20 protein-coding genes and 1 riboswitch are annotated in these 23,234 nt (G+C 70.6%); of the genes, 11 read left to right on the forward strand and 9 right to left on the reverse strand.

All coding sequences use genetic code 11. The annotated features are described in order from the left end of the window. Positions 1-2: 2 nt before the first annotated feature. From AAHG09_RS15200 to AAHG09_RS15210, 3 genes are read left to right on the forward strand one after another with little or no spacing between them, the layout of a single operon-like run. Positions 3-1,298 (forward strand): chemotaxis protein, encoded by a 1,296-nt coding sequence (locus tag AAHG09_RS15200; protein WP_342108219.1) that lies wholly within the window; start codon positions 3-5, stop codon positions 1,296-1,298. Continuing rightward, positions 1,295-2,791 carry a flagellar hook-length control protein FliK gene (locus tag AAHG09_RS15205; RefSeq protein WP_342108220.1) on the forward strand — a complete coding sequence of 499 codons (1,497 nt, stop codon included), beginning with the start codon at positions 1,295-1,297 and terminating at the stop codon, positions 2,789-2,791. The genes AAHG09_RS15200 and AAHG09_RS15205 overlap by 4 nt, the downstream gene beginning before the upstream one ends. Then, the gene (locus tag AAHG09_RS15210; protein WP_342108221.1) at positions 2,751-3,296 is read left to right on the forward strand and encodes a transglycosylase SLT domain-containing protein; all 546 of its coding nucleotides are present in this window, start codon (positions 2,751-2,753) and stop codon (positions 3,294-3,296) included. Before AAHG09_RS15205 ends, AAHG09_RS15210 begins: the two co-directional genes overlap by 41 nt. A gap of 28 nt (positions 3,297-3,324) precedes the next feature. On the opposite strand, the gene AAHG09_RS15215 is transcribed toward AAHG09_RS15210, so the two are convergent. The 3 genes from AAHG09_RS15215 to AAHG09_RS15225 form a co-directional block, all read right to left on the reverse strand. Beyond that, complete coding sequence (locus tag AAHG09_RS15215) at positions 3,325-3,729, reverse strand: hypothetical protein (RefSeq protein WP_342108223.1); 405 nt, start codon at positions 3,727-3,729, stop codon at positions 3,325-3,327. 235 nt (positions 3,730-3,964) lie between these two features. Beyond that, on the reverse strand, positions 3,965-4,156 hold the full coding sequence (locus AAHG09_RS15220) for a hypothetical protein (RefSeq protein ID WP_342108224.1): 192 nt from the start codon (positions 4,154-4,156) through the stop codon (positions 3,965-3,967). 158 nt (positions 4,157-4,314) lie between these two features. Next, positions 4,315-4,932, reverse strand: coding sequence for a cell wall hydrolase (locus tag AAHG09_RS15225; protein WP_342108226.1), 618 nt, complete (start codon positions 4,930-4,932; stop codon positions 4,315-4,317). A 226-nt stretch (positions 4,933-5,158) separates the two neighbouring features. Further along, positions 5,159-5,356, forward strand: a riboswitch (cobalamin riboswitch). Between the two features lie 106 nt (positions 5,357-5,462). On the opposite strand from AAHG09_RS15225, the gene AAHG09_RS15230 reads away from it, so the two are divergent. Beyond that, positions 5,463-7,619: a TonB-dependent receptor gene (locus tag AAHG09_RS15230; protein ID WP_412760044.1), complete on the forward strand. Its 2,157-nt coding sequence runs from the start codon at positions 5,463-5,465 to the stop codon at positions 7,617-7,619. Between the two features lie 66 nt (positions 7,620-7,685). Here AAHG09_RS15230 and AAHG09_RS15235 read toward each other — a convergent pair whose 3' ends face one another. Beyond that, complete coding sequence (locus AAHG09_RS15235; protein ID WP_342108227.1) at positions 7,686-8,291, reverse strand: septal ring lytic transglycosylase RlpA family protein; 606 nt, start codon at positions 8,289-8,291, stop codon at positions 7,686-7,688. 368 nt (positions 8,292-8,659) lie between these two features. Then, complete coding sequence (locus tag AAHG09_RS15240; RefSeq protein ID WP_342108228.1) at positions 8,660-8,986, reverse strand: DMT family transporter; 327 nt, start codon at positions 8,984-8,986, stop codon at positions 8,660-8,662. 331 nt (positions 8,987-9,317) lie between these two features. On the opposite strand from AAHG09_RS15240, the gene AAHG09_RS15245 reads away from it, so the two are divergent. Next, positions 9,318-10,520 (forward strand): serine hydrolase domain-containing protein, encoded by a 1,203-nt coding sequence (locus AAHG09_RS15245; RefSeq protein WP_342108230.1) that lies wholly within the window; start codon positions 9,318-9,320, stop codon positions 10,518-10,520. Positions 10,521-10,740: 220 nt separating this feature from the next. Here AAHG09_RS15245 and AAHG09_RS15250 read toward each other — a convergent pair whose 3' ends face one another. Further along, on the reverse strand, positions 10,741-12,069 hold the full coding sequence (locus AAHG09_RS15250; protein ID WP_342108232.1) for an HdeD family acid-resistance protein: 1,329 nt from the start codon (positions 12,067-12,069) through the stop codon (positions 10,741-10,743). Positions 12,070-12,908: 839 nt separating this feature from the next. Here AAHG09_RS15250 and AAHG09_RS15255 point away from each other — a divergent pair. Next, positions 12,909-13,331, forward strand: a complete 423-nt coding sequence (locus AAHG09_RS15255) for a Ros/MucR family transcriptional regulator (protein WP_342108233.1) — start codon at positions 12,909-12,911, stop codon at positions 13,329-13,331. A gap of 340 nt (positions 13,332-13,671) precedes the next feature. Here the strand turns inward: AAHG09_RS15255 and AAHG09_RS15260 are convergent, their stop codons facing one another. After that, positions 13,672-14,703: a PAS domain-containing protein gene (locus tag AAHG09_RS15260; RefSeq protein WP_342108235.1), complete on the reverse strand. Its 1,032-nt coding sequence runs from the start codon at positions 14,701-14,703 to the stop codon at positions 13,672-13,674. Positions 14,704-15,294: 591 nt separating this feature from the next. Between AAHG09_RS15260 and AAHG09_RS15265 the strand changes: the two genes are divergently transcribed. Together AAHG09_RS15265 and AAHG09_RS15270 are read left to right on the forward strand one after the other, a co-directional pair. Further along, positions 15,295-16,224, forward strand: a complete 930-nt coding sequence (locus tag AAHG09_RS15265) for a sugar kinase (RefSeq protein ID WP_342108237.1) — start codon at positions 15,295-15,297, stop codon at positions 16,222-16,224. A 140-nt stretch (positions 16,225-16,364) separates the two neighbouring features. After that, complete coding sequence (locus AAHG09_RS15270) at positions 16,365-17,156, forward strand: DUF502 domain-containing protein (RefSeq protein ID WP_342108239.1); 792 nt, start codon at positions 16,365-16,367, stop codon at positions 17,154-17,156. A gap of 390 nt (positions 17,157-17,546) precedes the next feature. On the opposite strand, the gene cbiB is transcribed toward AAHG09_RS15270, so the two are convergent. Next, a complete protein-coding gene (gene cbiB, locus AAHG09_RS15275; protein ID WP_342108240.1) occupies positions 17,547-18,530 on the reverse strand; it encodes an adenosylcobinamide-phosphate synthase CbiB in 984 nt (327 codons plus the stop codon). Here cbiB and cobD point away from each other — a divergent pair. Next, positions 18,522-19,541, forward strand: coding sequence for a threonine-phosphate decarboxylase CobD (cobD, locus tag AAHG09_RS15280; protein WP_342108242.1), 1,020 nt, complete (start codon positions 18,522-18,524; stop codon positions 19,539-19,541). The genes cbiB and cobD overlap by 9 nt on opposite strands. 312 nt (positions 19,542-19,853) lie before the next feature. Here cobD and AAHG09_RS15285 read toward each other — a convergent pair whose 3' ends face one another. Continuing rightward, positions 19,854-21,020 carry an MFS transporter gene (locus AAHG09_RS15285; RefSeq protein ID WP_342108243.1) on the reverse strand — a complete coding sequence of 389 codons (1,167 nt, stop codon included), beginning with the start codon at positions 21,018-21,020 and terminating at the stop codon, positions 19,854-19,856. A gap of 355 nt (positions 21,021-21,375) precedes the next feature. Between AAHG09_RS15285 and AAHG09_RS15290 the strand changes: the two genes are divergently transcribed. Together AAHG09_RS15290 and AAHG09_RS15295 are read left to right on the forward strand one after the other, a co-directional pair. Then, entirely contained in the window at positions 21,376-21,567 is a 192-nt protein-coding gene (locus tag AAHG09_RS15290; protein WP_342108244.1) for a hypothetical protein, read from the forward strand. Between the two features lie 254 nt (positions 21,568-21,821). Then, the gene (locus AAHG09_RS15295) at positions 21,822-23,231 is read left to right on the forward strand and encodes a malonyl-CoA decarboxylase (RefSeq protein WP_342108245.1); all 1,410 of its coding nucleotides are present in this window, start codon (positions 21,822-21,824) and stop codon (positions 23,229-23,231) included. The last annotated feature ends 3 nt before the right edge of the window (positions 23,232-23,234 follow it).

Below are 23,234 nucleotides of genomic sequence, written 5' to 3' on the forward strand. Positions count from 1 at the left end.
CGATGCTGCGCACGCCCCGGGCCGCCCGCCTCGGCGTTCTCGTCGGCCTGCTCGCCCTGGGATTCCCGGAACCGGGCGCCGCGGAACCGGGCGCCGCACCGGCGGCGCAGGCGGACCATCCCGCGCATGCGGATCCTGCGCCGGCCGATTCCGCCCCGATCCCGGAGATCCAGCCCCGCAAGGACGGCCCGGTCACGTGGGTGCGCACGCTGCAATTGCTGCAGGACCGGATCGCCGCCGGCTCCCTCGCCGCCCATGAGGGCCAGCTCGTGTTGATCGGCCGGATCAACGGCGATCTCCTCAATGCGGCTCCCGAGGTCTGGACCGACCCGAGCAACGTGCGGGCCGCGGTCGTGTTCGCTCTGAGCGGCGGCGGCCCCGCCATCCTGCGCCGTCTGGTCAAGCAGGATGGGCTCGGCGAGCCGGAGGTGACGCTGGCGCGCGGAGCCCTCGCCTATGTCGAAGGGCGGGAGGCCGAGGCGAGCCGGCTGCTCAAGGATATCGACATCGCCACCCTGCCGCCGACGCTGGCCGGCGCGATCGGCCTGACGCAGGCCTCGCTCGCCGTGACCGATACCCCGGTCCGGGCGATCAGCCTGCTCGATCAGGTCCGCCTACTCCTGCCGGGGACCCTGGCGGAGGAGGGCGCCCTGCGCCGGGAGATCTTCACCCTCGGGCAGACGGGCGTCCTGAGCAAGTTCAAGACCCTGGCGGTCCAGTATCTCCGCCGCTTCCCGCACTCGATCTACGCTGGCAACTTTCGTCAGCGCCTCGCTTATCAATTGACGAAGCTGGATGTCGGCCAGGATGGCGGGCGCTTCTCGGCGATCAGCGGGATCCTGGACGAACTCGACGGCGACAGCCGGAAGACCCTGTACCTGCTGATCGCCCGGACGGCGATCGAAGAGGGCAAGGCGGGCTCGGCCTCCAAGGCCGCCGACCGGGCGCTCGCCCTCTCCGCCCCCGGGAGCCCGGAGGCGACCCAGGCGCGGCTTTACCGGGCCGCGGCCGAGATCGTGAACCTGGCGACGTTCCAGTCCGGGCTGCGGACGCTGAGGGCCCTCGACCGGACCCATCTGCCGCCGCGCGACAGCCGCCTGCTCGAGACGGCGCTGGCGACCGCCGAGGAGATCCGGCGGGGGCTCACCAGCAAGCCCGGCCTGCCGGAGGCCGACACCCCCGTGCCGAAACCGGCAGAGACTACGGCGAACGCCGCCGATGAACCCGCCAAGCTGATCCCCCAGGCCCAGGCCATGATCGATCGGATCGATCTGCTTCTCAGGAAGACGAACCCGTGACCGCGATCTCTGCCACGCTTCCGAAGCCGACCCCGCAGCCCGACCGGGATGTCGCGCCCCAGTCGGAGGCCGAGGGATCGAATCAGTCAGGCACCGGCGCCAGGGGCGGCTTTGCAGATGCCCTGCGGGCGGCCTCGGGGAGGCCCACCAAGTCCGGCGGCGCGGCCGATGAACGCCAGAAGGCCGGGTCGGACGATGCGGCGGCCGGGACGAGCGACGCCGCGCAAGCGGCCCCGGCTATCCCTGTCGACGCGCCGGTCGCGGCCGATCCGACCAACGCAGCCGCGGCGATCCTGGCCAGCATCCTGAATGCGGCCTCCCCGTCGATCCACACGGCGGCAAACCTGCCGGCTGTTACGGTGACGGTCGCGAGCGATGTCGTCGCCGAGGACGGGGCGTCCGCGCCGGCCTCGACCGGCGGATCCGGTTCGCTCGCGCCGGGTGGAACCGAACTCGCGATGACGAACGCGGCCCGCCAAGCGGCATCACGGGCTGACGGGACCGATCCGGCCGGAACATCCGCGGGCAACCTGCCCAAGGTCGCGGTGCTGGGCAGTGCGGTTCACTTCAAGCCGGTGCTCCCGCAGGCGCCACGCGAACCGACGCTCGCCGCCGCTGCGGCATCAGCACCGGTTCCGGTGCCCCCCGCAGCCGCCGAATCGCCGTCCGTCCAGGCCGGTCTGCCGAACCCGAGCGGCGCCGCGCTTCGACTGGACCGGACCGGGTTGCCGAAGCCGGCCGCCGCGACGCTGAGCGCGCCTGCCACCGGTCAGCCTCAGCCGTCTCCGGACCCGGCGGGCGCGGCAGCCCGCGCGGCCGGCGCCGGGCTGGAGAAGGCGGACGTCACCGCCCTGGCCGACACCCGCGCGGTCACGGGGATCGCCCGGGCGGTCCTCGCCTCCGCCGGGACGCCCGAGGCGGCGCAATCCTCCGGTTCGGAGGAGCCGGCCGGGGCCGTGCCGGGCCTGCCCGCCGGCACCCTGCCGACGATCGCGGCCTCCATCAGGGACGAGCTCGATCGGGCGGCCGGCACCGAGGCGGCGGCCCGGACGTCCCAGGCCGATCAGGCGGCCCAGACCGCGCCGGACGGGCCGCTGCGCGTCCTCAGGATCCAGCTCAAGCCGGAGGATCTCGGGACCGTCACGGTGGAGTTGCGGCTCGTGAACGGTCAGCTCGAAACGCATCTGCGCGCCTCGCAACCCGAGACCGCGGCCCTCCTGCACAGGGACGCCGTGATCCTCGGCGACCTGCTGAAGCAGGCCAACTACCAGGCGCAGGTCACCGTCACTGAGGCCCGCCCGTCCGATTCGGGCGGCTTCTCCGGCAACGCCCCGTCGCAGCAGGGGCAGTCCGGCTTCTCCGAAGGGGGCGCCCGCCCGGGCCAGGGCGGGGACAGGCAGCGACAGGCGGAGCAGGGCCCGGCCGCCGGCAGACGGGAGGGAGAGCGGGGGGATGAGACGACACGTCCTCGCGACGGCGGCGTTTATCTGTAGCGCGGTCCCGGCCGCGGCGAATGTCTGCGAGGCCGAGATGGGCCGCGCCTCCGCACGCTACGGCGTGCCCCTCGGCGTGCTCTACGCCGTCGGTCTCACGGAGACGGGAAAGCGCGGCTCGCTTCAGCCCTATGCTATGAACATCGCGGGCAAGGCCTATTTCGGGACCGGGCCGGGGGACGTGATCGCCCACTTCCGGGAGGCGCACCGCAAGGGCGTCCGCCTGATCGATCTCGGCTGCATGCAGATCAACCACCTCTACCATGGCGGGAAGTTCGGCTCGATCGAGGCCATGATCGACCCGCACGCGAATGTCGAATACGCGACTCAGTTCCTGAAGGAGCTGAAGCAGCGGGAGGGCAGCTGGACCCTGGCGGTGGCCCGCTACCACGCCGGGCCGAACAACAACGCGGCCCAGAAGGTCTATATCTGCCGGGTGATGACCAACATGGTGGCGACGGGCTTCGGGCAGTGGACACCGGCCGCGGCCCGGTTCTGCCGATAGGCCGGGCGCCGCGACGGACCAGCCCGGATCACAGGCCCCGACAACTTCCGGAACTGACCTTGATCTCCGTCCGATCCTCCGGGTTCAGCTGCGCCTCGACGAAGTTCAGCTTGTTGAGATCGATCAACAGGAAGTAGACGCCGTTCTGGCACTTGACCGTGTTGCGCGGCGAACGCTCGTTCAGCCGCGGCGATGCGGGCTGGCACTCGTAGTAATCCGAGCGCCCGGCCGAGATCACGGTGAGCAGGCCGCCGCTGGTGACCAGTGAGAAGGTGCGGGCCTTCTGCGGCTTCGCGCCCTCGGGCAGGCTGGGGGTTGCGAGACCGACCGAGGCCTCCTCGGTGCACGTCAGGGGGCGACGCAGCTGGGCCGCCGCGGGTGCGACGCTCAGCAGGAGAAGCGCACCGGCGAGCGCGACCCGATCGGCCATCATCGGTGCGGCCTCCGTGACTCGTGGGTAGTTTCTACCGGCAAGCTAGACCGTTGGCGCGCCGTGTAAATGCGGCACGTTCGGCTGAGCGGCTCAATCAACAGTTTCACTGGACCCTGCCACCGGCTCGACCCGGCGCCGGGTCGTCAATTCGGGCTTTCGGGTGGGATTCTGTCGGGCAACGCGGTCTTCGTCAGCCGGATGCTTGCCGGAAGCGGGCGATGCGGCTGAGCGCAGCTCAATCCTCGGCCTCGTCGGGATTGTCGTTGGCCGGGCGATCCCCGTCCTGGCGCGCCGCGATCTCGAACCCGATCTCCATCATCAGCAGCCGCGACAGCAGTTGCATCGCCGGCGTGCCGTGGGAAGCCACCAGTTGATGGGTGCGGATGGCGGCTCTCACCATGCGGTCAAAACCGGCGTCGTCTGGCATGGCGATGCCATACCCCGATCGAATGTCGGGATACAACCTCAGCTTTATATATTGCTTCAACGTCCCCCGCAGAAGCGGAGGGAACCGAGCGACATCCACCGGTGCGCATCCGCCCGGGGAGAGCCCGGCGGCGTGCCGGGCCGGATCGCCGCGGCGGGCTACGGCGCGGGCGTCAGCGAGGCCGCCGCGAAGGTCGGGACGGAGACGGGGGCGACCGTGTCGGGCTTGGTCTCGGTCTTGCTCCCGGACTTGCTCTCGGACTTGCCCGCGCGGGTATCGCGCTTCTCGTAGAAGGCGTTGCCGCCCGCGACGGCCACGTAATGCATGTTGTTGTAGGGGTAGTGCCGTCCGGCGGTGTGGAAGTACATCGCCTTGCCGACCTGCGGGTGGCGCTCGCCCGCCAGGACGGCGTCGGCGGCGTCGGCGACCTTCTGCAGATCCTTCTCCTGCATCGGCTTGGTCAGGACCCCCGCGGCGAACTGGCCGGGCTGGCCGACCACGGCGCAGATGCCGCCGGGGAAGATCGCGTTTTCCAGCCGGTTCATCACCACGGTGCCGACCGCGATCAGCCCGCCCTCATCGCTCCGGTTCGATTCGAAATACATGGCCCGGCCCAGGCAGTCCCGCTCGGTCTCGCTGACGACCATCGGCGGCGCGCGGCCGGCGATCGATCCTGTCGTGAGCACCGGGGTGGACGTGTTGCACGCGCCCAGGCCGCAGGCCGCGGCCGCCGCCATCAGAACAGGACCGATTCGCGTCCGCTCGCTACCCTGCATGCAGATCTGCTCCGTGCTGTTCCAGCCGCATCGTGCCGTCCGGCGGGCCGCCCGCTCCCGGCCGGCGCCCGCCGCGATCGGGCGTTCGGCAAGCGTGACCGTACGTTCGCGGCGAGGATGTGGCAGGCGGGCCCGGAGCGGTCATCCGGGGTGGACGCGGAACGTTGCCGCACAATCACAGGGGCGGAGAACCGGTCCGGGCGTGTTGACGCCGACCGAGCGTCCGGTCGATCCTGAACAGGACGGTTCCCTTCGGGGATCAAAAGGGAACGCGGTGAGGGGCTCGCCCCGAAGCCGCGGCTGCCCCCGCAACTGTAAGCGGTGAGCCTTCTCGTCACCACGTCACTGGGCGGCCTCGCCCGGGAAGACGACGGGAGGGCGGCGACCCGCGAGCCAGGAGACCTGCCGTCAGCCGTGGTCACACGCGAGGTCCATCGGGCGGGGTGTTCCGGGGGATGCCAAGACGGCCGCTGCGGCGGCCGGCGCGGCCTCGTTCGCGGTGACGTGCCACTGCCGCCGCCCGAGGTAACGTGTTCCGTCAACCTGCGCGCACCGCGCTGCCCCTCCTCGCCGCCGCCGCGTCGGCGGCCCTGATCGCGACCGCTTCGGCCCAGGCGCGGGGCGGTCCGGAGCCGGCCGCCGAGGCGCGGCTCGACGAGATCTCGGTCACGGCCGAAGGCGCCGCGCCGATCCCGGCCGCCGGTCCGGTGGCCAGTGCCGGCTTCGTCGGCGGCGTGACCGGAATCGGCGGCCCGCTGCTCAGCGTGGACGCGGCCAGCGCCGGGATCCTCACCGGGGCGCAGATCAACAACCGACCGGTGACCCGCCCCGGCGAGGTGCTGGAGGCGGTGCCGGGCCTGATCGTCACGCAGCACAGCGGGGAGGGGAAGGCCAACCAGTTCTTCCTGCGCGGCTTCAACCTCGACCACGGCACCGACATCGCCCTGTTCCTGGACGGGATGCCGCTCAACATGCGCACCCATGCCCACGGCCAGGGCTACGCCGACATCAACTTCCTGATCCCCGAACTCGTCGGCGCGGTGGAGTTCCACAAGGGGCCGTACTTCGTGCGGGACGGCGACTTCGCCTCGGCGGGCTCGGTGCGGATCGACTACCTCGACAGCGTGCAGAGGAACCTCGCGCTGACCTCGATCGGGTCGTTCGGCTACAAGCGCGCGCTCAGCATCGCCTCCGCGCCGCTGGCCGAGGGCACCCTCCTGGTGGCCGGCGAGGCGCAGGTCTACGACGGTCCCTGGGTGGTCCCGGACGCGCTGCGCAAGATCAACGGCGTCGCCCGCTACAGCCAGGGCACGGCGCTCGACGGATTCTCGGTGACCGGCATGGCCTACGCGGCCCGCTGGACCGCCACCAATCAGATCCCCGAGCGCGCCGTCGTCTCCGGGCTGATCGGCCGCTACGGCACGCTGAACCCGACCGATGGCGGGGACACGTCGCGCTTCTCCCTGTCGGGCCGGTTCAGCAGCACCGACGACACCGGCGTGACCCGGGCCTCGGCCTACGTGATCCGCTCGCAGCTCAACCTGTTCAACGACTTCACCTACTTTCTCAACGATCCGGTGAACGGCGACCAGTTCCATCAGCTCGACCAGCGGATCATCGGCGGCGGCGAGGCCCTGCACATCTTCCAGGGCGACCTGTTCGGGCGCCCGATGGAAACCGAGATCGGCGTGCAGACCCGCACCGATTCGATCCGCGTCGGCCTGTTCAACACGACGCGCCGGCAATACCGCTCCGGCGTGCTCGACGACCGGGTGCTGGAGACGAGCGGCGCCGTCTATCTCGACACCCGCGTGCGCTGGACCGAGTGGCTGCGCACCAGCGTCGGCGTCCGGGCCGACGGCTACTCCGCGAGCGTCGTCTCGGACAATCCGGCCAATTCCGGCCGGGCGCGCGACGGGATCGTCAACCCGAAGCTCGGCCTGACGCTCGGGCCGTGGTTCGACACCGAACTCTACGTGAATTATGGCGGCGGCTTCCACTCGAACGACGTGCGCGGGGTGACCGCCACGGTCGATCCGACGTCGTCGCTGTTCAACACCACGCGCTCGCCCTTCCTCGTGCCGTCCACCGGCTACGAGATCGGGCTGCGCAACCGGTCGATCGCGGGGCTGGAGACGAGCCTCGCCCTGTTCCGGCTCGACTTCGCCTCCGAGAACCTGTTCCAGGGCGACACCGGCACCACGGAGCCGAGCCGCCCGACCCGGCGCTTCGGCGTGGAATGGACCAACCGCTACGCGCTGACCCCCGTCCTGTCGCTGGAGGGGGATCTGACGATCACCAACGCCCGCTTCTCGGATATCGACCCGGTGGGCAACCGTGTGCCGGAGGCCCCCACCACCATCGCGTCGGCGGGCGTCACCTTCGGGGAGCCGCTGGGCTGGTTCGGGTCGCTCCGCTTCCGCTACTTCGGCCCGCGCCCGCTGATCGAGGACAATTCGATCCGCTCGCGCCCGACGGCGCTGTTCAACGGCCGCGTCGGCTACAACTTCGAGAACGGCGTCAGCGTCTCCCTCGACGTGCTGAACCTGACGAACAGCAAGTCCGACCAGATCACCTACGCCTACGTGTCCCGGTTGCCGGGCGAACCCGCCGAGGGGCTGATCGACCGGGTGTTCCATCCGGTCGAGCCCACGGCCGTCCGGCTCACCATCGCCGGGCGGTTCTGAACCGCGGCCCGGCCCTCGGAACGGCCCCAGAGGCCCGGCGGCACGCGAAGCTCGCCCGAGGCCGCGTCAATCGACCTTGTACAGGGCCACCTGCCCGATGCCGTCGAGGCCGATCCGCCGGGCGCTCGCCCGGGACAGGTCGATCGCGTAAGGGCGCTTCATCTTGGTGCGTTCATTGGTGCGGTCGGTGATCCGGACGACGACCGATCGGCCATTGGCCTTGTTGACGACCTTGACCAAGGTGCCGAACGGCAACGCGTGATGCGCCGCCGTCAGCGTGTCGGGATTGTAGATCTCACCGCTCGCGGTCCTGCCCGAATGCTGATACCAGCTGGCCCGGCCGCTCCCGATCAGCTTGGCCTTGCCGGGATTGACCTGCCGCTCGCTGACCGGTCCGGTTCGGCGCTGCTCGTCCGCGCCCGCCGGGGCAGGATCGGCCTTCGGACCGGTGCTGCCCGTCCGGTCCGCCCGATCCTGGCCGGCCACCGCGTCCGAAGCCGGCGAGGATGGATCCGATGAGGCGGCTTCACCGCGGTCCGCGACGTCGGATGCCGGTGCCAGCGGTGGCAGCTGCGACGTGAACTGGCGGTACGTGAAGACCGGTGCCTCGCGCTGCAGGCCGGCGGCTTGAGCGAAGACATCCTGGCCCTGCGTCTCCGCTGCCTCGGCCATGCCGATCCCAAGGTTGGGCACGAGAACCGCGGAGGCGGCGACCAGCGCGTGAGCCAGCCGATATCGTTTTGAACCAGCCGACGCAATCATGGCGTTCACCGAAGATTATCCATACCCATCGCGGGCATAAATCATCTCGGGCGACTCAGTTCCCGATGATTGATAAAGGCACCGAATTCCAGAGTTTTGAGCTTCGAGATCGGTCCTTCAAGCCAAGCCTGGCCGCTGTTTACACGGCACTACGCCGCAACCAGCCGTGCGGTCTTCGATTCATTTGCGCCGCGCCTCGCGGGCCGGATCCCGGATCGCCCTGCACCCGCGGTCCTGGCCTCGGGCGGGCGCGCATGGGGCGCAGGGCCGAATGGGGCTCACGGCTGCCCCTGGCCGGCGGCCAGGATGGTCACGCCGACGGTGATCACCCCGATCCCCACCAGCATCGTCGGGTTCACGGCTTCGCCGTAGAGCCACGCGCCGCCGATCGCGGCCCCGATCATGCCGATTCCGGACCAGATCGCGTAGACGACCCCGATCGGCAGCATGTCCATGCTGCTCGACATCAGCCACAGGGCGGTCCCGTAGCCCACGGCCACGATCAGCGTCGGGATCGGTCGGCTCAGGCCGTCGGAGGCCTTCAACGCCAGGGTGGCGGTGACCTCCGCGCCGATGGCGAGCCCGAGGATCAGGAACGGATTCATGACGGGGTGAACATCCTGGGCAAGTCGGTTTCGTGAATGCGAGCCGGAATCGGTGTAGAGATCTGCCTGGGATCAGAAAGCTCCGGCCCATGGCGGGTCGAACCCCGCAGGCTAGTCTGCTTCGGTCCGTCCGCAGGACTTCGCGGGTCCCGGCTTGCGACCGTTCCATGGAATCCATGAACATTTCCGAACCGGCGCCCTGACGGGAAACCTTCGCGGATCGATTCCTCATCGACGGCGTGGAGCTTTCCTTAAGTCCTCCCGATCATGGTGGCGCCCAGCGCGACGCCGACTCCGCGACCCTGACGATCCAGAGCGACTCAAACCCGACATGACCGCGTCCTCCGCGATCCCGGACGATCCGGCGCGCCCGCACCGGCGGCGCCGTTGGGGCACGATCGCGGCGGCCGGCACCGCCGCCATCGCGGGCTGCGCCTGGGCGGCCTGCGCGTTGCTGAACGTCCCCAATCCCGTCACCCTCGCGGCGCTCGCCGTGATCGAGCCGTCGTCGGTGGGGCCGTGGTTCCCGAGCCGAGTGGTGAAGGCCCCCGATCAGGCCCGCGACCTGCCGTCCCGGCCGCGCGCGATCCTCGACCGGGTCCCCTGGAAGGGGCGGACCGTGCCGCTCATGGACGTGCTGGCCGCGACCCACACCAACGCGTTCCTGGTGGTGCAGGACGGGACGTTGATCCACGAGTGGCAGCGGCCCGGCACCGGGCCGGCGACGCTGTTCCCGTCCTGGTCGGTGGCGAAGTCGATCGTCTCGCTGCTGGTCGGCGCCGCGGTGGTGCGCGGCCAGCTCGCGGAGACCGACCGGGTCTCCGCCCTGCTGCCCGAGCTGAAGAACGCCGCGGTCTTCAGCCAGATCACCGTGCGCAACCTCCTCGACATGGCGAGCGGGATCGCCGTGCCAGAGAATTACGATCCCAGCCGCCCCCTGACCGGCACCGCCGGGATGTACCTGACACGGGACATCACGGGCTTCGTGCGCGACCACGCGCACCTCGCGTTCAAGCCCGGCAGCGAGGGCCGCTACCGCAGCATCGACACCGAGCTGCTCGGCCTGATCCTCGCCCGGACCGAGGGCCGGCCGCTCGCCGACATCCTCTCGGAGCGGATCTGGAAGCCGATGGGCGCCCAGGCCGACGCCACCTGGAACCTCGACCGGCCCGGGGGGATCGAGAAGGCGTTCTGCTGCATCAACGCCACCGCCCGCGACTTCGCCCGCCTCGGATTGCTCGTGGCCGATCAGGGCCGGGCCGGGGGCAACCGCATCATCCCGGCGCGCTGGATCGAGCGCATCATGACCCCGGCCCGGCGCGCGGTCGACGGCTGGCCGTACTCGGCCCAGTGGTGGCACGCGCCGGGGGGCGACGACGACGACATCTCGGCGATCGGCGTCTACGGGCAGTACGTCTACGTCAACCGCCGGACCGGCACCGTGATCGTCAAGCTCAGCGACCACGGGGCCGAGCAGGACGAGCTCGACACCCTCGCGGTGATGCAGGCCATCGCGGCAAGCCAGGGGCACTGAGCGTGTCCGGTCCCCCCTCCGGCGGACCGGGATCGGGCGCTGACCCCGTCGTAGTTTCCAAAGGACGCGTCCTTTGGCGGGTGCAGGGCAGAGCCCTGCTGTACGGATCCCGAGCCCCGGAAGGGGCCCAGGATCCGGAGGCCGGGGCTTCACCCCGACATCCCGCCCAAGGGACTCGTCCCTTGGGAAACCCGTCTCATTCAAGACGACGTGCGGTCGGTCAGGCCTCTCTCGCCCCGGCATCCGGCAGGGGCGGGCGCCCGGTGAGCTGGTGCAGCCGGGCGAGGGACCGCGCCCGCCAGGTGCGGACGAGACGCCAGCCCACGCGCCGCCACGCGATGGTCGGCACCGGCGAGGCCGGATCGATCAGGGCGCTGAGCGCCCGCGCGTAGTCGAGCACGAGGCCCGGGGTCCAGGTCATCGACCGGGCGCCGGTGCGCATCAGGGCGGCCGCCCAGAATTCCGGGGTGGTCAGCGCCGCGAGCAGCTGGCGCCAGGGATGGCCGCCCCGGCCGAACGCGCCCTCGACCGCGACGTCGAGCGCCTGGGCCGTCGTGGTCGAGCAATTGCGGCTGATGAAGTTGTAGGTGGTGTCCTGGCGGTAATCCGCCCAGAACGCCCGCAGCCGGGCCGCATCGACACCGTTCAGGGTGACGGCGACGGTGGGCGGACACCAATCGGCGACCTCCGCCGCGTGGGAGGGCAGGAAACGCCCGGGCACGTCGTTCTCCGGCCCGGCGCGCAGGCTTGACCGCAGGTTGTCAGGCGAGCGGTCGATCTCCACCGCGGGATAGTGGCTGATGTAGAGGTCGTCCCCCTGTCCCAGGGCCGCGTGGCCGGTCGAGAACCGGCCGGCCTGATCGACCGAGGCGACGTAGCGCCGGATCAGGCGCTGGCTGGCCGGCGTGGTCGCCTGCCCGGTCGGGGTCCAGACATAGACCGTCAGGCTGCCGGGCTCGGCCGCCAGCGGCGGCGGCGCGGCGCGGCGCATGTGCCGCGCCCGGAGGCCGATCAGCGTCAGGTTGGCACCGCTCAGGATCAGGAACATCCCGATGCAGTAGCCGACCGTGCCGGCATACCAGGTCGGCCAGGGCTGGAGGTGGAACAGACCGAACGCGACGCTGAGCGCGCCGAGCGCCACAGAGATCCGCCAGCCGGTGAACGTCAGGAGGCTCGCGATCGTGATCCGGACGAGGCCGTCGACCGTGAAGGCGATCCCGAAGATCATGGCGAGCAGGAAGTTGCTGTGCCGCGTGGCCATCAGGATCAGGACGGCCATGAGGGTCAGGAGCAGGCCCTGGAGCAGGCGCATCCGGCGCGCGGTCCCGGTGACGGTCGCGCCGACCGCCAGCGAGATCAGGCCGTCGAGCAGGAGGATCACGCCGAACCACCGGTCCGGGACGTGGATCGCCCCGTCGAGGGAATCCACCAGCACGACGACGCCGGCGAGCGCCCACAGGAGGCCGACCGACAGGAGGCGGCGCCAGTGCCGGCCCACCTCCGCGCGGCCCACGAGCAGCAGCCAGAGGGGCGCCGTCCGGCCGCCCACCGGATCCGTGACCCCGGCCCCGGTCGGCGCCGCGGGGGGGCGCGGAAGAGACGTCGAACACGGTCCGGACATGAAGGGTCGCCTTCGAGAGTGCGCAACCAAGAACCTCTCGCACAGACGCGACCGCACCGGAATAGCGGACCGCAAGCCGGCACGATGATCAGAGGTTTCGCGAGTTTCTCATGATACAACTTCCACAGGGATGCTGAGGGCTTTCTTAATCGAACGCCGCCCCGGGAGCCTCCGGGCCGTTTCGAACGCGATAGTCTTTACGGGATCTGAAGAGTCGCCCCGTCGCCGGATCCGAACCGCCGGACATCTTCGCGCTCGCCGGCGGCCGACGCCGCGCATCACGCCTGAACCGTCCGCGATGCTGAACGGCTGGCCGGGCCCCTGTCCGGCGCGCGAGGCGTGACGCGAATAAATTAGAATAGCTCCAGATAGCCGCAGGATCGAAGCAGCCTCAGCGCACCGCCATCCCGGGCCCGATACGGATCACCGCAGCCCATCTCCATGACTGATTCGCGCGTTCACAGCCGGTCATCGCTTACCCATTTGAAGTCATTTTTTTCCTGAAGCCGCTCAATCGCGAGACGTGCACAATATTTGTTTCAATCTTCACGAGGGCAACCTCATGTTGACAAAGAGGATCAAAATCTGTTCAAAGATAATCCTTAGATAAACTCTAGACATTTAGTCCACTTTTTGTATCATTAGGTGCCAATGTTGGCGGGTTCGAAGCAGTTCGGCGAGGGTAGGGTGGGGGAAATTCGATTGCATCATCGGTTTCCGCTCCTCGCCGGATTGCTTTGCTCCATTTTTTGACTGGGGGGACCATCATGAACACGATTGATCTTTATGAGAAATCTTCAGATCTCAATACAGATCTGATCAAGTGCACGGCTTCTTTGGTCGCGGCCTACGTCTCGCGGAATGCAGTCGGTGTCGGGGAACTGCCGGTTCTGATCGATCAGGTCCACACGGCCATCACGGTTCTCCAGAACGGCACGTCGGGCGCTGGCTGGACCGGCCCGAGCGCGGCTCAGATCGAGGCGTCGATCCAGCACGACGGCCTGATCAGCTTCATCGATGGCCGGCCCTACAAGACCCTGAAGCGCCACCTCACCGCGCATGGCCTGACGCCCGAGCGCTATCGGGCGAAGTACGGCCTGCCGGCCGACTATCCGATGGTCGCCCCGGGCTACGCCGCCAAGCGGTCCGAGATCGCCAAGGCGATCCAGCTCGGCCACAAGGCCGCCTGAGGGCAGCGGAAGCCCACGCGCTCGCGACGCGACCGGCCCAGGGCTCGATCCGGCGGCCGGCGCGTCGAACGCGGGCGGCCCGCGACGGGACAGAGCGGCCAAGACCAACGCCGCTTTGATCCGGACTTCGAACGGACCCAATCCTTCGGCCGGCGCTCAGGGTGCCCCCCCGAGACCGCGCCCCCGGACTTCAGCCTGGACACGCGGACGGCCCCGGTCTTTCGAGACCACGACGTGAGCCACCCACGCGATGCGCAATGCCGCGTGCGTCCGTCGAACATGCGATCAGCCGGGTCGCAGATCTTGGCCGCGAAACCGGAGCGACGCCCGCGAGCGCCGCTCAGACCCGGCCGACCGACACGGCCACGGCTCCATCGTCCAGGACGATGAAGCGTATGCCGGCGCGGCGCAGGGCCTCCACCGCCTGGAGACGCGAGCGGCTGCCGCGATGCTCGCTGTCATCCTCCAGGCGACGGACCGTGGAATGCGACAGGCCGCTCGCCTGGGCCAGATCCATCATCGACCAGTCAAGCATGGCCCGCGCGGCGCGCAGATGGTGGCCGGTCACGGACTGCTCGAGGCCGGTGCGCACGGGCGCCGGCAACAGGAGACCGGCAGCGACCGGATACTTGAGCCCGCATCGCCCGAGATAGGCCCCTTCGGGATCCCAGACCGGGAAGGTGAGGATCCGGAAATGCTCAAGTTCCCCGTCGGCGAGGCGCTCGTGGGCACTTCTCTGGAACAGCGTCTGCTGCCTGATGTGCTCCTCGGCCATCGCCTGGAAGGCCGCACGCTCCTCGGGCACGATCATGAGGTAGGGATCGACGCAAATCTCCTCGAACGGCAGGCCGTGAACCTCGGCCATCTCGAACGGCAGCTCGCGGACGCCGTCGAGGCCCATCCAGAAGCTGGCGACGCGCTTCGTCAGGTAGAGCGCCCCCCGCCGCCGCCGCTCGTTGTGCCGCGCATGGGCCATTTGCTCGCGGTCGCTCACGTCGAGGGCCGTGCCGCTGACCGCCACGGGACGTCCTTCGGCCGAGAACCGCGCCTCCATCGTCAACGACAGGGTGCGCTGCGTCCCGTTCGGGCGAATCACCCGGACGACCACCTCCCGCGGGACCCGACCCTCCCGGACCTCGGCCAGGGTCGGGAGCCGGTGCCGGTCATCCGGATGGACCAGGGAGAGCAGCAGATCGTAGCTCGCCTTCGTGGCGTTGGGCACGAGACCGAGCAGGCGGTAGAAGCCCGGCGACCAGATCTGCTCCCCACCGGCGAAAACCCAGCTCCAGGCGCCGCTGACGCCCCGGCCTTCGGTGATGGTGAGGAACTCCCCCGACGAAAATGTCAGGGCGTTCAAGGCTGAATGAAACATACCAGAATGCCTGGATCGTTCGAGCGACCGACCCGACGGGATCGGATCGGCTCAGGGATGGAACGCCGACACGACACGTTCCCGATGTCGATCGACGTCGAGGCGAAGGCTATCGAAGAGCGCTCCCTACGATCGACCAACCTACGCCACCGCGCAGGTCAGTGGCGTTCCGATCCGCACCAGCCAACCAAGGCTGCGCGCCTCCGAAATGCAGAGACCACTCTCGATCCCTCCGCCCCTTCGACGGGCCGAACATCGGATCGGGCCGCATCGGCGGAACGCCGGGCGGACCGCGACGGACCGTCTATAACGCATACAAATGCGCCTGACACATCCGGGATCCCTCTCTACGAAACAGATTCATAATTCTTCGATGCCGTCTCGGCCCGTCGGCGCGGCATTGGCATGGTGTATCTCGATTTGCTTATGCCAAAGGGCGTTTTTCAGGATGCATTTGATCGAACGCTCGCCGACCGCGAGGCACAGACTGCGCCCCCGCGCCGCGACGGGCGCGCCGTGCACAGGCGAACGGGCGGTTGACAGGCCCGTCCGGACGGTGGGGATGGGGATGGCCAATCGGGGAGTAGCCGCATGAGCGTCGCCTGCGTCGGCGAGTGCATGGTCGAATTGTCCGAGCAATCGGATGGGAGCCTCGTCCGCGGCTTCGGCGGCGACACGCTGAACACCGCGCTCTACCTCGCGCGCCTCGGCGTCGCGGTCGACTACGTGACGGCGCTGGGGGACGATGTCTGGAGCGACGAGATGGCGGCGGCCTGGGGCCGCGAGGGGATCGGGCTCGATCAGGTGCGGCGCCTGTCCGGCCGGATGCCGGGCCTCTACATCATCCGGACCGACGAAGCCGGCGAGCGCAGCTTCCACTACTGGCGCGATCAGGCGGCGGCCCGGGACCTGTTCGCCGAGCCCGGCGGGGCCGCCACGCGGGCAGCGCTCGCGGCCTACGACCTCGTCTACGTCTCCGGCATCAGCCTCTCGCTCTACGGCGAGACCGGCCGCGCGGCCCTGTTCGAGACCCTGGCGGCCCTGCGGGACCGGGGCGGGCGCGTCGCCTTCGACACCAATTACCGGCCCCGCGGCTGGCCCGTCTGGGAGGTCGCCCAGGATGCGTTCCGGGCGGCCCTGGCGCAGGCCGACCTGATCTTCGCCTCGGTCGAGGATCTGGACTGGCTGTTCGGCGCGGCGGGCGAGGCGGAGGTGCTGCGCCACCGGGGCCGGGCCGAGATCGTGCTCAAGGCCTCGAACGGGTCCGTGCCCGTCGCCCGGGTGCTGCACGGGACGTCCGACACGGTGGTGCCGGCCGAGCCGGTCGCCCGGGTCGTCGACACGACGGCCGCGGGGGACAGCTTCGCGGCGGGCTATCTCGCCGCCCGCCTCGCCGGCCTGGATCCGGAGGCGGCTGCGGCCCGGGCGCATCGCCTCGCCGGCGCCGTGATCGGGCATCGCGGCGCCGTGATCCCCCGGGCGGCGATGCCGGCCCTCGATCGGCCCGGCTCGGGTGCCTGACCGGCGCGGAGGACGGTCCACTCGAGAGAGCCGCCCGAGCGAACCGCCCTTGAGACCGGCAAGCGCAGCCGCTACCTGTGCCATTGCGGGATGTCCCCCGCAGCAGGATCGCCGCACGCCGTGCGGCCGAGAGGGCACCCGTGGCGTCGAGTCCCCCGCCCATCCAGGTCCCCGAGCCCGACGCCCCCGCGCCCGGCAGCGCGACGCCCAAAACCCGGGTCAGCGCCCGGGGCCGCCTGCGCACCTACTTCCTCACCGGCATCATCGTGGCCGGGCCGCTCGCGATCACCGCCTACATCACGTGGTGGTTCATCGCGCTGATCGATTCGTTCGTGAAGCCGCTGGTGCCGGCGAGCTACCTGCCGGACCATTACCTGCCCTTCTCGATTCCCGGCCTCGGCCTCGTCATCGCGTTCCTGGCGGTGACGCTGCTCGGCTTCCTGACGGCCAACCTCGTGGGCCGCTCGGTGATCGAGTTCGGCGAGGTGCTGCTCGCCCGGACGCCGGTGATCTCCGGCCTCTACAAGGGCCTGCGGCAGATCTTCGAGACCCTGTTCTCGGCCAACGGCACCTCGTTCCGCACGGTCGGGCTGGTGGAGTTCCCCGTGAAGGGGACGTGGTCGGTGGTGTTCCTGTCGGCCCCCGCGGCGCCCGAGGTCGAGGGCGCGCTCCGGGCCCGGGGCGCCCCCGCGGACGAGATGGTCGGGGTGTTCCTGCCCTGCGCGCCCAACCCGACGACGGGCTTCTTCTTCTACCTGCCCCGGGCCGAGGTGGTGGAACTCGCCATCAGCGTCGATGACGCCGCCAAGCTGGTGATGTCGGCGGGCGTGATCCAGCCGGAGGACCCGCAGGGCCGGCTCAACGCCATGGCGGCCTCCCTGCGGACCGCGCACCACGCAGGCGCCGCGCATCGGGAACCGCAGGACGCCTGACGACGATTCCGGGTTTCCAAGGGGCCGAAGCCCTGAGACGTTCCAGGGCTCTGCCCTGGACCCGCGAAAGGGCTCGCCCCAGCCCTTTTAAGGTGTTTGAAGCTGTACTATCGCGTAGGAGCGCTGCCCCCCAGGCGCAGCGCTCTACCCGAAAACACTTTCCTGTGCAGTGGCTTGGTCGCTCCTCGACGATGCTGTTTCGGAGCGCGCCGTCCGGGATCAGCCGCTCGGGCGTAGAACGGCCGCGCTAAAGGCTCAGCCGCGCGCGTTGAAGCAGGCAAGAGAGAAGGGCCTGATTTCGTTCACAAGAAGCGCTCGCCCCTGCCCCGACTAAACACCTTAAAAGGGCTGGGGCTCGCCCTTTCGAAACGCTGACGCGCGACGCGACGATCAGCCGGCTATCGCCAGCCAGAGGCCGAGCAGCGCCAGCACAAGCCCGCCCTGGAGCCAGCAGGCCGTGCGGTAGAGGACCAGCGCCCGGGCGATGTCGTCGGCCGTGGCGTCGGCCCGGCCGTCGCCCATATGGGCGTCGGGCACCAGGGTGCCGTCGTAGACCCGCGGCCCTGCGAGCTTCAGGCCGAGCGCCCCCGCCATGGCGGATTCCGGCCAGCCGGCATTCGGCGAGCGGTGATGGCCGGCGTCCCGGGCCATCGCCTTGAACGCGCCCCGGGCGTCGGCGCCGCGCAGGAGCGCCGCCCCGGCGATCAGCAGGCCGGCGAGCCGCGAGGCCGGCAGGTTCACGCCGTCGTCGAGCCGGGCCGCCGCCCAGCCGAAGGCCTCGTAGCGGGGTGTGCGGTGGCCGATCATGCTGTCGGCGGTGTTGATGGCCTTGTAGAGCGCGCCGCCCGGCAGGCCGAGGCCGCCGATCCAGAAGGCCGGCGCCACGATCCCGTCGGAAAAGTTCTCCGCCAAGCTCTCGATCGCGGCACGGCAGACCGCCGGCTCGTCGAGGCGCTCGGGATCGCGGCCCACGATCATCGCCACGGCCCGGCGCCCGGCCTCCAGGCCGCCGCCGCGCAGGGCCCGCTCCACCGCGGCCACGTGGTCGTGCAGGCTGCGCTGGGCCGGCAGGCTCGCGCAGGCGAGGCCCAGCAGGGCCAGGGCGGGGAGGGGGCCGGCGAGGCCCGCGAGGGCCGTCAGGATCAGCGCCGGCAGCCCGACGGCGACGAGCAGCAGCGCCAAGGCGAGGCAGCCCGCCAGCCGGCGGCGCCGCGCGGAGCCGCGGTTCAAGCCGCGCTCCAGGGTGGCGATCAGCCGGCCGATCCAGGTGACAGGGTGGCCGGCCGCCCTGTAGAGCGCGTCCGGATAGCCGGCCGCGGCCTCGATCCCGAGGGCGAGGGCCAGCACGGCGAGCGTTTCGGGCGGATGGACCATTCGGTGTGGCGTTTTTCCGCGCGCGAGCCCGCCGGGATCGCCCATGGCGGCGATCTCGGCGGGCTCCGCAAAGCCTGTCCCGACGCGCCGAAGCCCTGGCTCGACCTCTCGACGGGGATCAACCCGATCCCGTATCCCGTACCGCCCGTGGAGGCCAGCGCCTGGATGCGGCTCCCCGAGGCCGCCGAGGTTCACGCGCTGCGGGCGGCCGCCGCGACCGCCTACGGCGCGCCGAGTGACGCCCATGTCGTGCCCGCCCCCGGCACCCAGATCCTGATCGAGACTCTGCCCCGGCTCCTGGCGCCGACCCGCGTCGCGGTCCTGGGCCCAACCTATGCCGAGCACGCGGCCGCCTGGACCCGGGCCGGGCACGCGGTCACGGAGGTCCCGAGCCTCGACGCGATCGGCGACGCCCCGGTGGCGGTGATCGTCGATCCCAACAACCCGGACGGGCGGACCTTTCCCCTGGCCGAGCGCCGCGCCCTGGCCGCAACGCTCGAAGCCCGCGGCGGCCTTCTGGTCGCCGACGAGGCGTTTGCGGATCTCGAGCCCGTGGCGAGCCTGTGCCCGCAGGTCGGGCCGGGCCTCGTGGTGCTGCGCTCCTTCGGCAAGACCTACGGGCTCGCCGGCCTGCGCCTCGGCTTCGCGGTCGCCGAGCCCGGGATCGCGGCGCGGATCGCGGAGGCGCTGGGACCCTGGGCGGTGTCGGGACCGGCCCTGGCGATCGGGACCGCCGCCCTGTCGGATGGGGACTGGCGCGCAAAGGCAGCCGAGGCGCGGGCCGCGGATGCGACCCGGCTCGACCGGATGATCGTACGGGGCGGCGGGCAGGTCGTCGGCGGCACGTGCCTGTTCCGGACCGCGGAGTTTCCGGACGGGCCCGGGCTCTACCGGCGCCTGGCAGAGGCCGGGATCGCGGTGCGCCGCTTCGCCGAGCGCCCGGAGCGCCTGCGCTTCGGGTTGCCGCCCGACAGGACGGGCTGGTGCCGGCTGTCGCGGGTGCTCAAATAGGCTGGAACAACCCCAACGATCTCAATATTTTGGACGGATATCCCAAGACATCGCGTCAAGTCGTCCCGCACCGGCCCTTTCCTGGGCGCATGCAGCGTCGGCGGAATGCGACCCGGGAGCCAGCATACGAGGCCGCGAAGCGTCCGTCTGGATCAACCCGTGCCGCTCCCGCGGCGCTTCTTGTGCAGGGTCCCGGATCAGGTTCCGCTTTCGCTACACCTGTCCGGGAAAGGGCGCGCGCTGAGCCTGGGCGCCGATCCCGCACTGCGCTCACAGCCAGTCACCTCGAAAGGGCCGGGAAGCCTGCCGGTTCTACGGGCCGCGCCCGTGCGGATCGCGCGCCGCCACGATCACCGCCAGCGCCGAGAACACGAGCCCTACGGCACAGACCCCCGGCCAGCCGATCAGCAGGAACGCCTGCGAGCCGGCATAGGCGCCGAGCGCGCCGAACACGAACAGGGTCGTGAACAGCACGGTGTTGATCCGCCCCCGCGCCCCCGGGACCAGGGCGTAGGCCCGGGTCTGGTTGGCGATCAGCGCGCCGTTGATGCCGATGTCGATCAGCAGCACGCCGAGCGCCACGGCGATCAGCGACCACGTGCCCCCGGCCCACAGCACCACGAAGGACAGGGCGACCATCAGGCTGCCGCCGAGCACCACGGGCTTGGCGCCCTTCCGATCGGTGAACCGTCCCGAGAGCGGCGCCACGAAAGCCCCGCAGACGCCGATCACCCCGAACAGCCCGGCCCCCGCCGCGGTGAGCCCGAAGGGCGGCCCCTCGACGAGCAAGGCCAGCGTCGCCCAGAAGGCGTTGAAGGCCGCAAACAGCAGCGCCTGGGACAGGCTCGCCGTGCGCAGCACCGGCTGGCTCCGGGCGAGGTGGAGGATCGACAGCATCAGCGCCCGGTAGCGCAGGGGATGCGTCTGCGGCGTGTGGGGCAGGGTCGCCCGGGCGATGCCCGCCATGGCCAGCGCCAGCACGGACGCGACGAGGAAGACCGGCCGCCAGCCGAGATGCGCCCCTAGGAACCCGCTCACCGTCCGGGCGAGCAGGATGCCGGTCAGGAGCCCGGTCATCACCTGCCCGACCACCCGCCCGCGACTGGCATCCGGCGCGAGCTCGGCCGCGAACGGCACCGCCTGCTGGGCCGCGCAGGCGAGCACGCCGACCACGAGATGGGCAAGCGCGAGGCTCGCGAGGTTCGGGGCGAGGCCGACCGCGAGCAGCGCGACGGCGAGGCCGAGGCATTGCCACACGATCAGGGCGCGCCGCGGCAGCGCGTCGCCCAGCGGCACGAGCCCGACGATGCCGAGCCCGTAGCCGACCAGCGCCGTGGTCGGCACCCAGAGGGCCGCCCGGTCGCCGAACTCGGCCACGATCAGGCCGAGCAGCGGCTGGTTGTAGTAGATGTTGGCCACCGCCCCGCCGGCGATCAGCGTCAGGCCGAGGCGGGCCTTCGCGTCGAGGGAGGTGGTCACGGCCGGGTCGAGGGCAGGTCGGTTCGCCGCCGCGGAAGAGCCATGGTTCAGTCCGGATCGTCGGGAGGCAGGGAAAGTCCGAGGCGCCAGCCTGTACGGGCAGAGGGCGCCGGGCAGCAAGCTGCGGCGATGCATCCCTGCCGGCACGCGCCGCGCCCCTTCACGGGTGTCCCCGGAGCCCCATATGCGATCGACACGGTTCGCGGCGACCGCCTGCAGTCCCGTGCTGCGGGCCGGTGTCGCGCAGCACGGAAATCCGGACCCCGGCTTGATAGCCGTCAGAATCGGATACGGGCGAAAGGTCGGTTTCGTTCCGTGCAGGCGGGCCGAAAGCCGCCGGAACAGGGAGTACGGAATGCCGAATTACCGCGTCGACTTCGCCAAGGAGATCCTCGGGGTGCCGTTCACGGTCGGCTCCGTCGAGATCATGCGGGCCCGCGATCCCGAGCGCGCCCGCCGCGCGGCCGAGCTCCGCTTCGCCCGCCAGCACGGCGTCGGCGACTGGCGCGAGCGGGCCGACCTCGCCACCGTGGCCGAGCGCGCCTGACGCCGGACGCCGCCGTCCGTCACACGCGTTTTGCACGGCTTCCGCAAGGTCGTTCTTCGCACTCCGCCACCGGTCAAGCTCTGGTCGCGGCAGCCACGTCGCCGTAAGATGCCCCGCAGGATCGGGGTGCCGATCCGGGCTCGCCAGGCGGGCACGGCGGCACCGCAACCGGTCGCACGCGTCCGAACGGCGAGCCGGCGTCGCGGGGCGGGACGCGCTTCGAATCCGGGTCGGCAGGGGTCAGTGCGAAGGTCATGGCGGCGATCTCCTTCTTCGGCGACCTGCTTCAGACCATCAGCGAGCGCGGTCGCGACCTGATCGGCATCGGCCGCGGCGACCTCGCGTCCCGGGCCAATGCGGGCGATCTCGTCAAGTTGTGCGAGGACCTGATCTCCCGGCGCGGCGAGGCCTCCGGCGTGGCCCTGGCCCGCCTGATTCTCGACCGCTACGCGAGCTTCGGGCCGACCGAGCGGCACGCCTTCCTGCGGGCCATCGCGCTCGATTTCGATGCCGACCATGCCGCCGTCGACGAGGCGATCGCCGCCTACCGGGCCGCCCCGTCACGCGCCAAGCTCGGCACCCTGCATGAGGCGGCCGAGCCGCGCAGCCAGGAGCTGATCCGCCGCCTCAACCTCGCCCGGGGCGGCACGCTCAGCCTCGTGCGGATGCGGGAGGATCTGTTCGACCTGCGCCACGCCCTGCGCTCCGGCGAGGCGTCGGATCCCGCCCTGCTGGATGCGGTCGACAGCCTGGATTCCGACTTCGAGCACCTGTTCGCCTCGTGGTTCAACCGGGGCTTCCTCGTGCTGCGCCACGTCGACTGGACCACGCCGGCCCACATCCTGGAAAAGATCATCCGCTACGAGGCGGTGCACGCCATCGCCGATTGGGACGACCTGCGCGCCCGGATCGAGCCGCCGGACCGGCGCTGCTTCGCGTTCTTCCACCCGGCGCTCGCCGACGAGCCGCTGATCTTCGTCGAGGTGGCGCTCACCGAGCAGATCGCGCCCGCCATCGCGCCGATCCTGTCGCGGGAGCGCAAGCCGCTCCAGCCGCAGGCGGCGACGACCGCGATGTTCTACTCGATCTCGAACTGCCAGAAGGGGCTCGCGGGCGTCACCTTCGGCAACTTCCTGATCAAGCAGGTGGTCGAGGACCTGACCCGCGAGGTCCCGACGCTCAAGACCTTCGTGACGCTCTCGCCGGTGCCGGGCTTCGCCGCGTGGCTCGCCCGCGAGCGCAGGGCCGACAGCCCGCAGGGGCTGCTCCCCGAGGATGTCGAGACCCTGCGGGCGCTGGACGATCCCGACTGGCACACCGACAAGGCGAAGGCCGAGGCGGTGCGCAAGGCGCTGATCCCGGCCGCCGCCGCCTATTTCCTGCGCGCCAAGAACGCCCGGGGGCGGCCCCTCGACCCGGTGGCCCGGTTCCACCTCGGCAACGGTGCGCGGCTCGACCGGATCAACTTCCTCGGCGACACCTCGAAGAAAGGCCTGTCGCAGGCCCACGGCCTGATGGTGAACTACCTCTACGACCTCGCCGCGATCGAGCGGAACCACGAGACCTACGCCAATCTCGGCACGGTGGTGGCGTCGCCCGCGGTGAGCCGGGAGCTGCGCGCCAAGCTGCCGCCGCCGCGCGCCGTGGTGCTGGCCGAGGCGTGAGCG

The organism is Methylobacterium guangdongense, assembly GCF_038442355.1.
In the GTDB taxonomy this organism is placed as follows: domain Bacteria; phylum Pseudomonadota; class Alphaproteobacteria; order Rhizobiales; family Beijerinckiaceae; genus Methylobacterium; species Methylobacterium guangdongense.

What these genes read in the sequence shown, in the direction of transcription:
- AAHG09_RS15295 (WP_342108245.1), top strand. Translation starts at nt 21,822, where the DNA reads ATGGCGGCGATCTCCTTCTTCGGCGACCTGCTTCAGACCATCAGCGAG.
- AAHG09_RS15235 (WP_342108227.1), bottom strand. Translation starts at nt 8,291, where the DNA reads ATGGCCGAGGCAGCGGAGACGCAGGGCCAGGATGTCTTCGCTCAAGCC.
- AAHG09_RS15260 (WP_342108235.1), bottom strand. Translation starts at nt 14,703, where the DNA reads ATGTTTCATTCAGCCTTGAACGCCCTGACATTTTCGTCGGGGGAGTTC.
- cbiB (WP_342108240.1), bottom strand. Translation starts at nt 18,530, where the DNA reads ATGGTCCATCCGCCCGAAACGCTCGCCGTGCTGGCCCTCGCCCTCGGG.
- AAHG09_RS15255 (WP_342108233.1), top strand. Translation starts at nt 12,909, where the DNA reads ATGAACACGATTGATCTTTATGAGAAATCTTCAGATCTCAATACAGAT.
- AAHG09_RS15225 (WP_342108226.1), bottom strand. Translation starts at nt 4,932, where the DNA reads ATGCAGGGTAGCGAGCGGACGCGAATCGGTCCTGTTCTGATGGCGGCG.
- AAHG09_RS15210 (WP_342108221.1), top strand. Translation starts at nt 2,751, where the DNA reads ATGAGACGACACGTCCTCGCGACGGCGGCGTTTATCTGTAGCGCGGTC.
- cobD (WP_342108242.1), top strand. Translation starts at nt 18,522, where the DNA reads ATGGACCATTCGGTGTGGCGTTTTTCCGCGCGCGAGCCCGCCGGGATC.
- AAHG09_RS15240 (WP_342108228.1), bottom strand. Translation starts at nt 8,986, where the DNA reads ATGAATCCGTTCCTGATCCTCGGGCTCGCCATCGGCGCGGAGGTCACC.
- AAHG09_RS15265 (WP_342108237.1), top strand. Translation starts at nt 15,295, where the DNA reads ATGAGCGTCGCCTGCGTCGGCGAGTGCATGGTCGAATTGTCCGAGCAA.
- AAHG09_RS15200 (WP_342108219.1), top strand. Translation starts at nt 3, where the DNA reads ATGCTGCGCACGCCCCGGGCCGCCCGCCTCGGCGTTCTCGTCGGCCTG.
- AAHG09_RS15290 (WP_342108244.1), top strand. Translation starts at nt 21,376, where the DNA reads ATGCCGAATTACCGCGTCGACTTCGCCAAGGAGATCCTCGGGGTGCCG.
- AAHG09_RS15220 (WP_342108224.1), bottom strand. Translation starts at nt 4,156, where the DNA reads ATGCCAGACGACGCCGGTTTTGACCGCATGGTGAGAGCCGCCATCCGC.
- AAHG09_RS15215 (WP_342108223.1), bottom strand. Translation starts at nt 3,729, where the DNA reads ATGATGGCCGATCGGGTCGCGCTCGCCGGTGCGCTTCTCCTGCTGAGC.
- AAHG09_RS15245 (WP_342108230.1), top strand. Translation starts at nt 9,318, where the DNA reads ATGACCGCGTCCTCCGCGATCCCGGACGATCCGGCGCGCCCGCACCGG.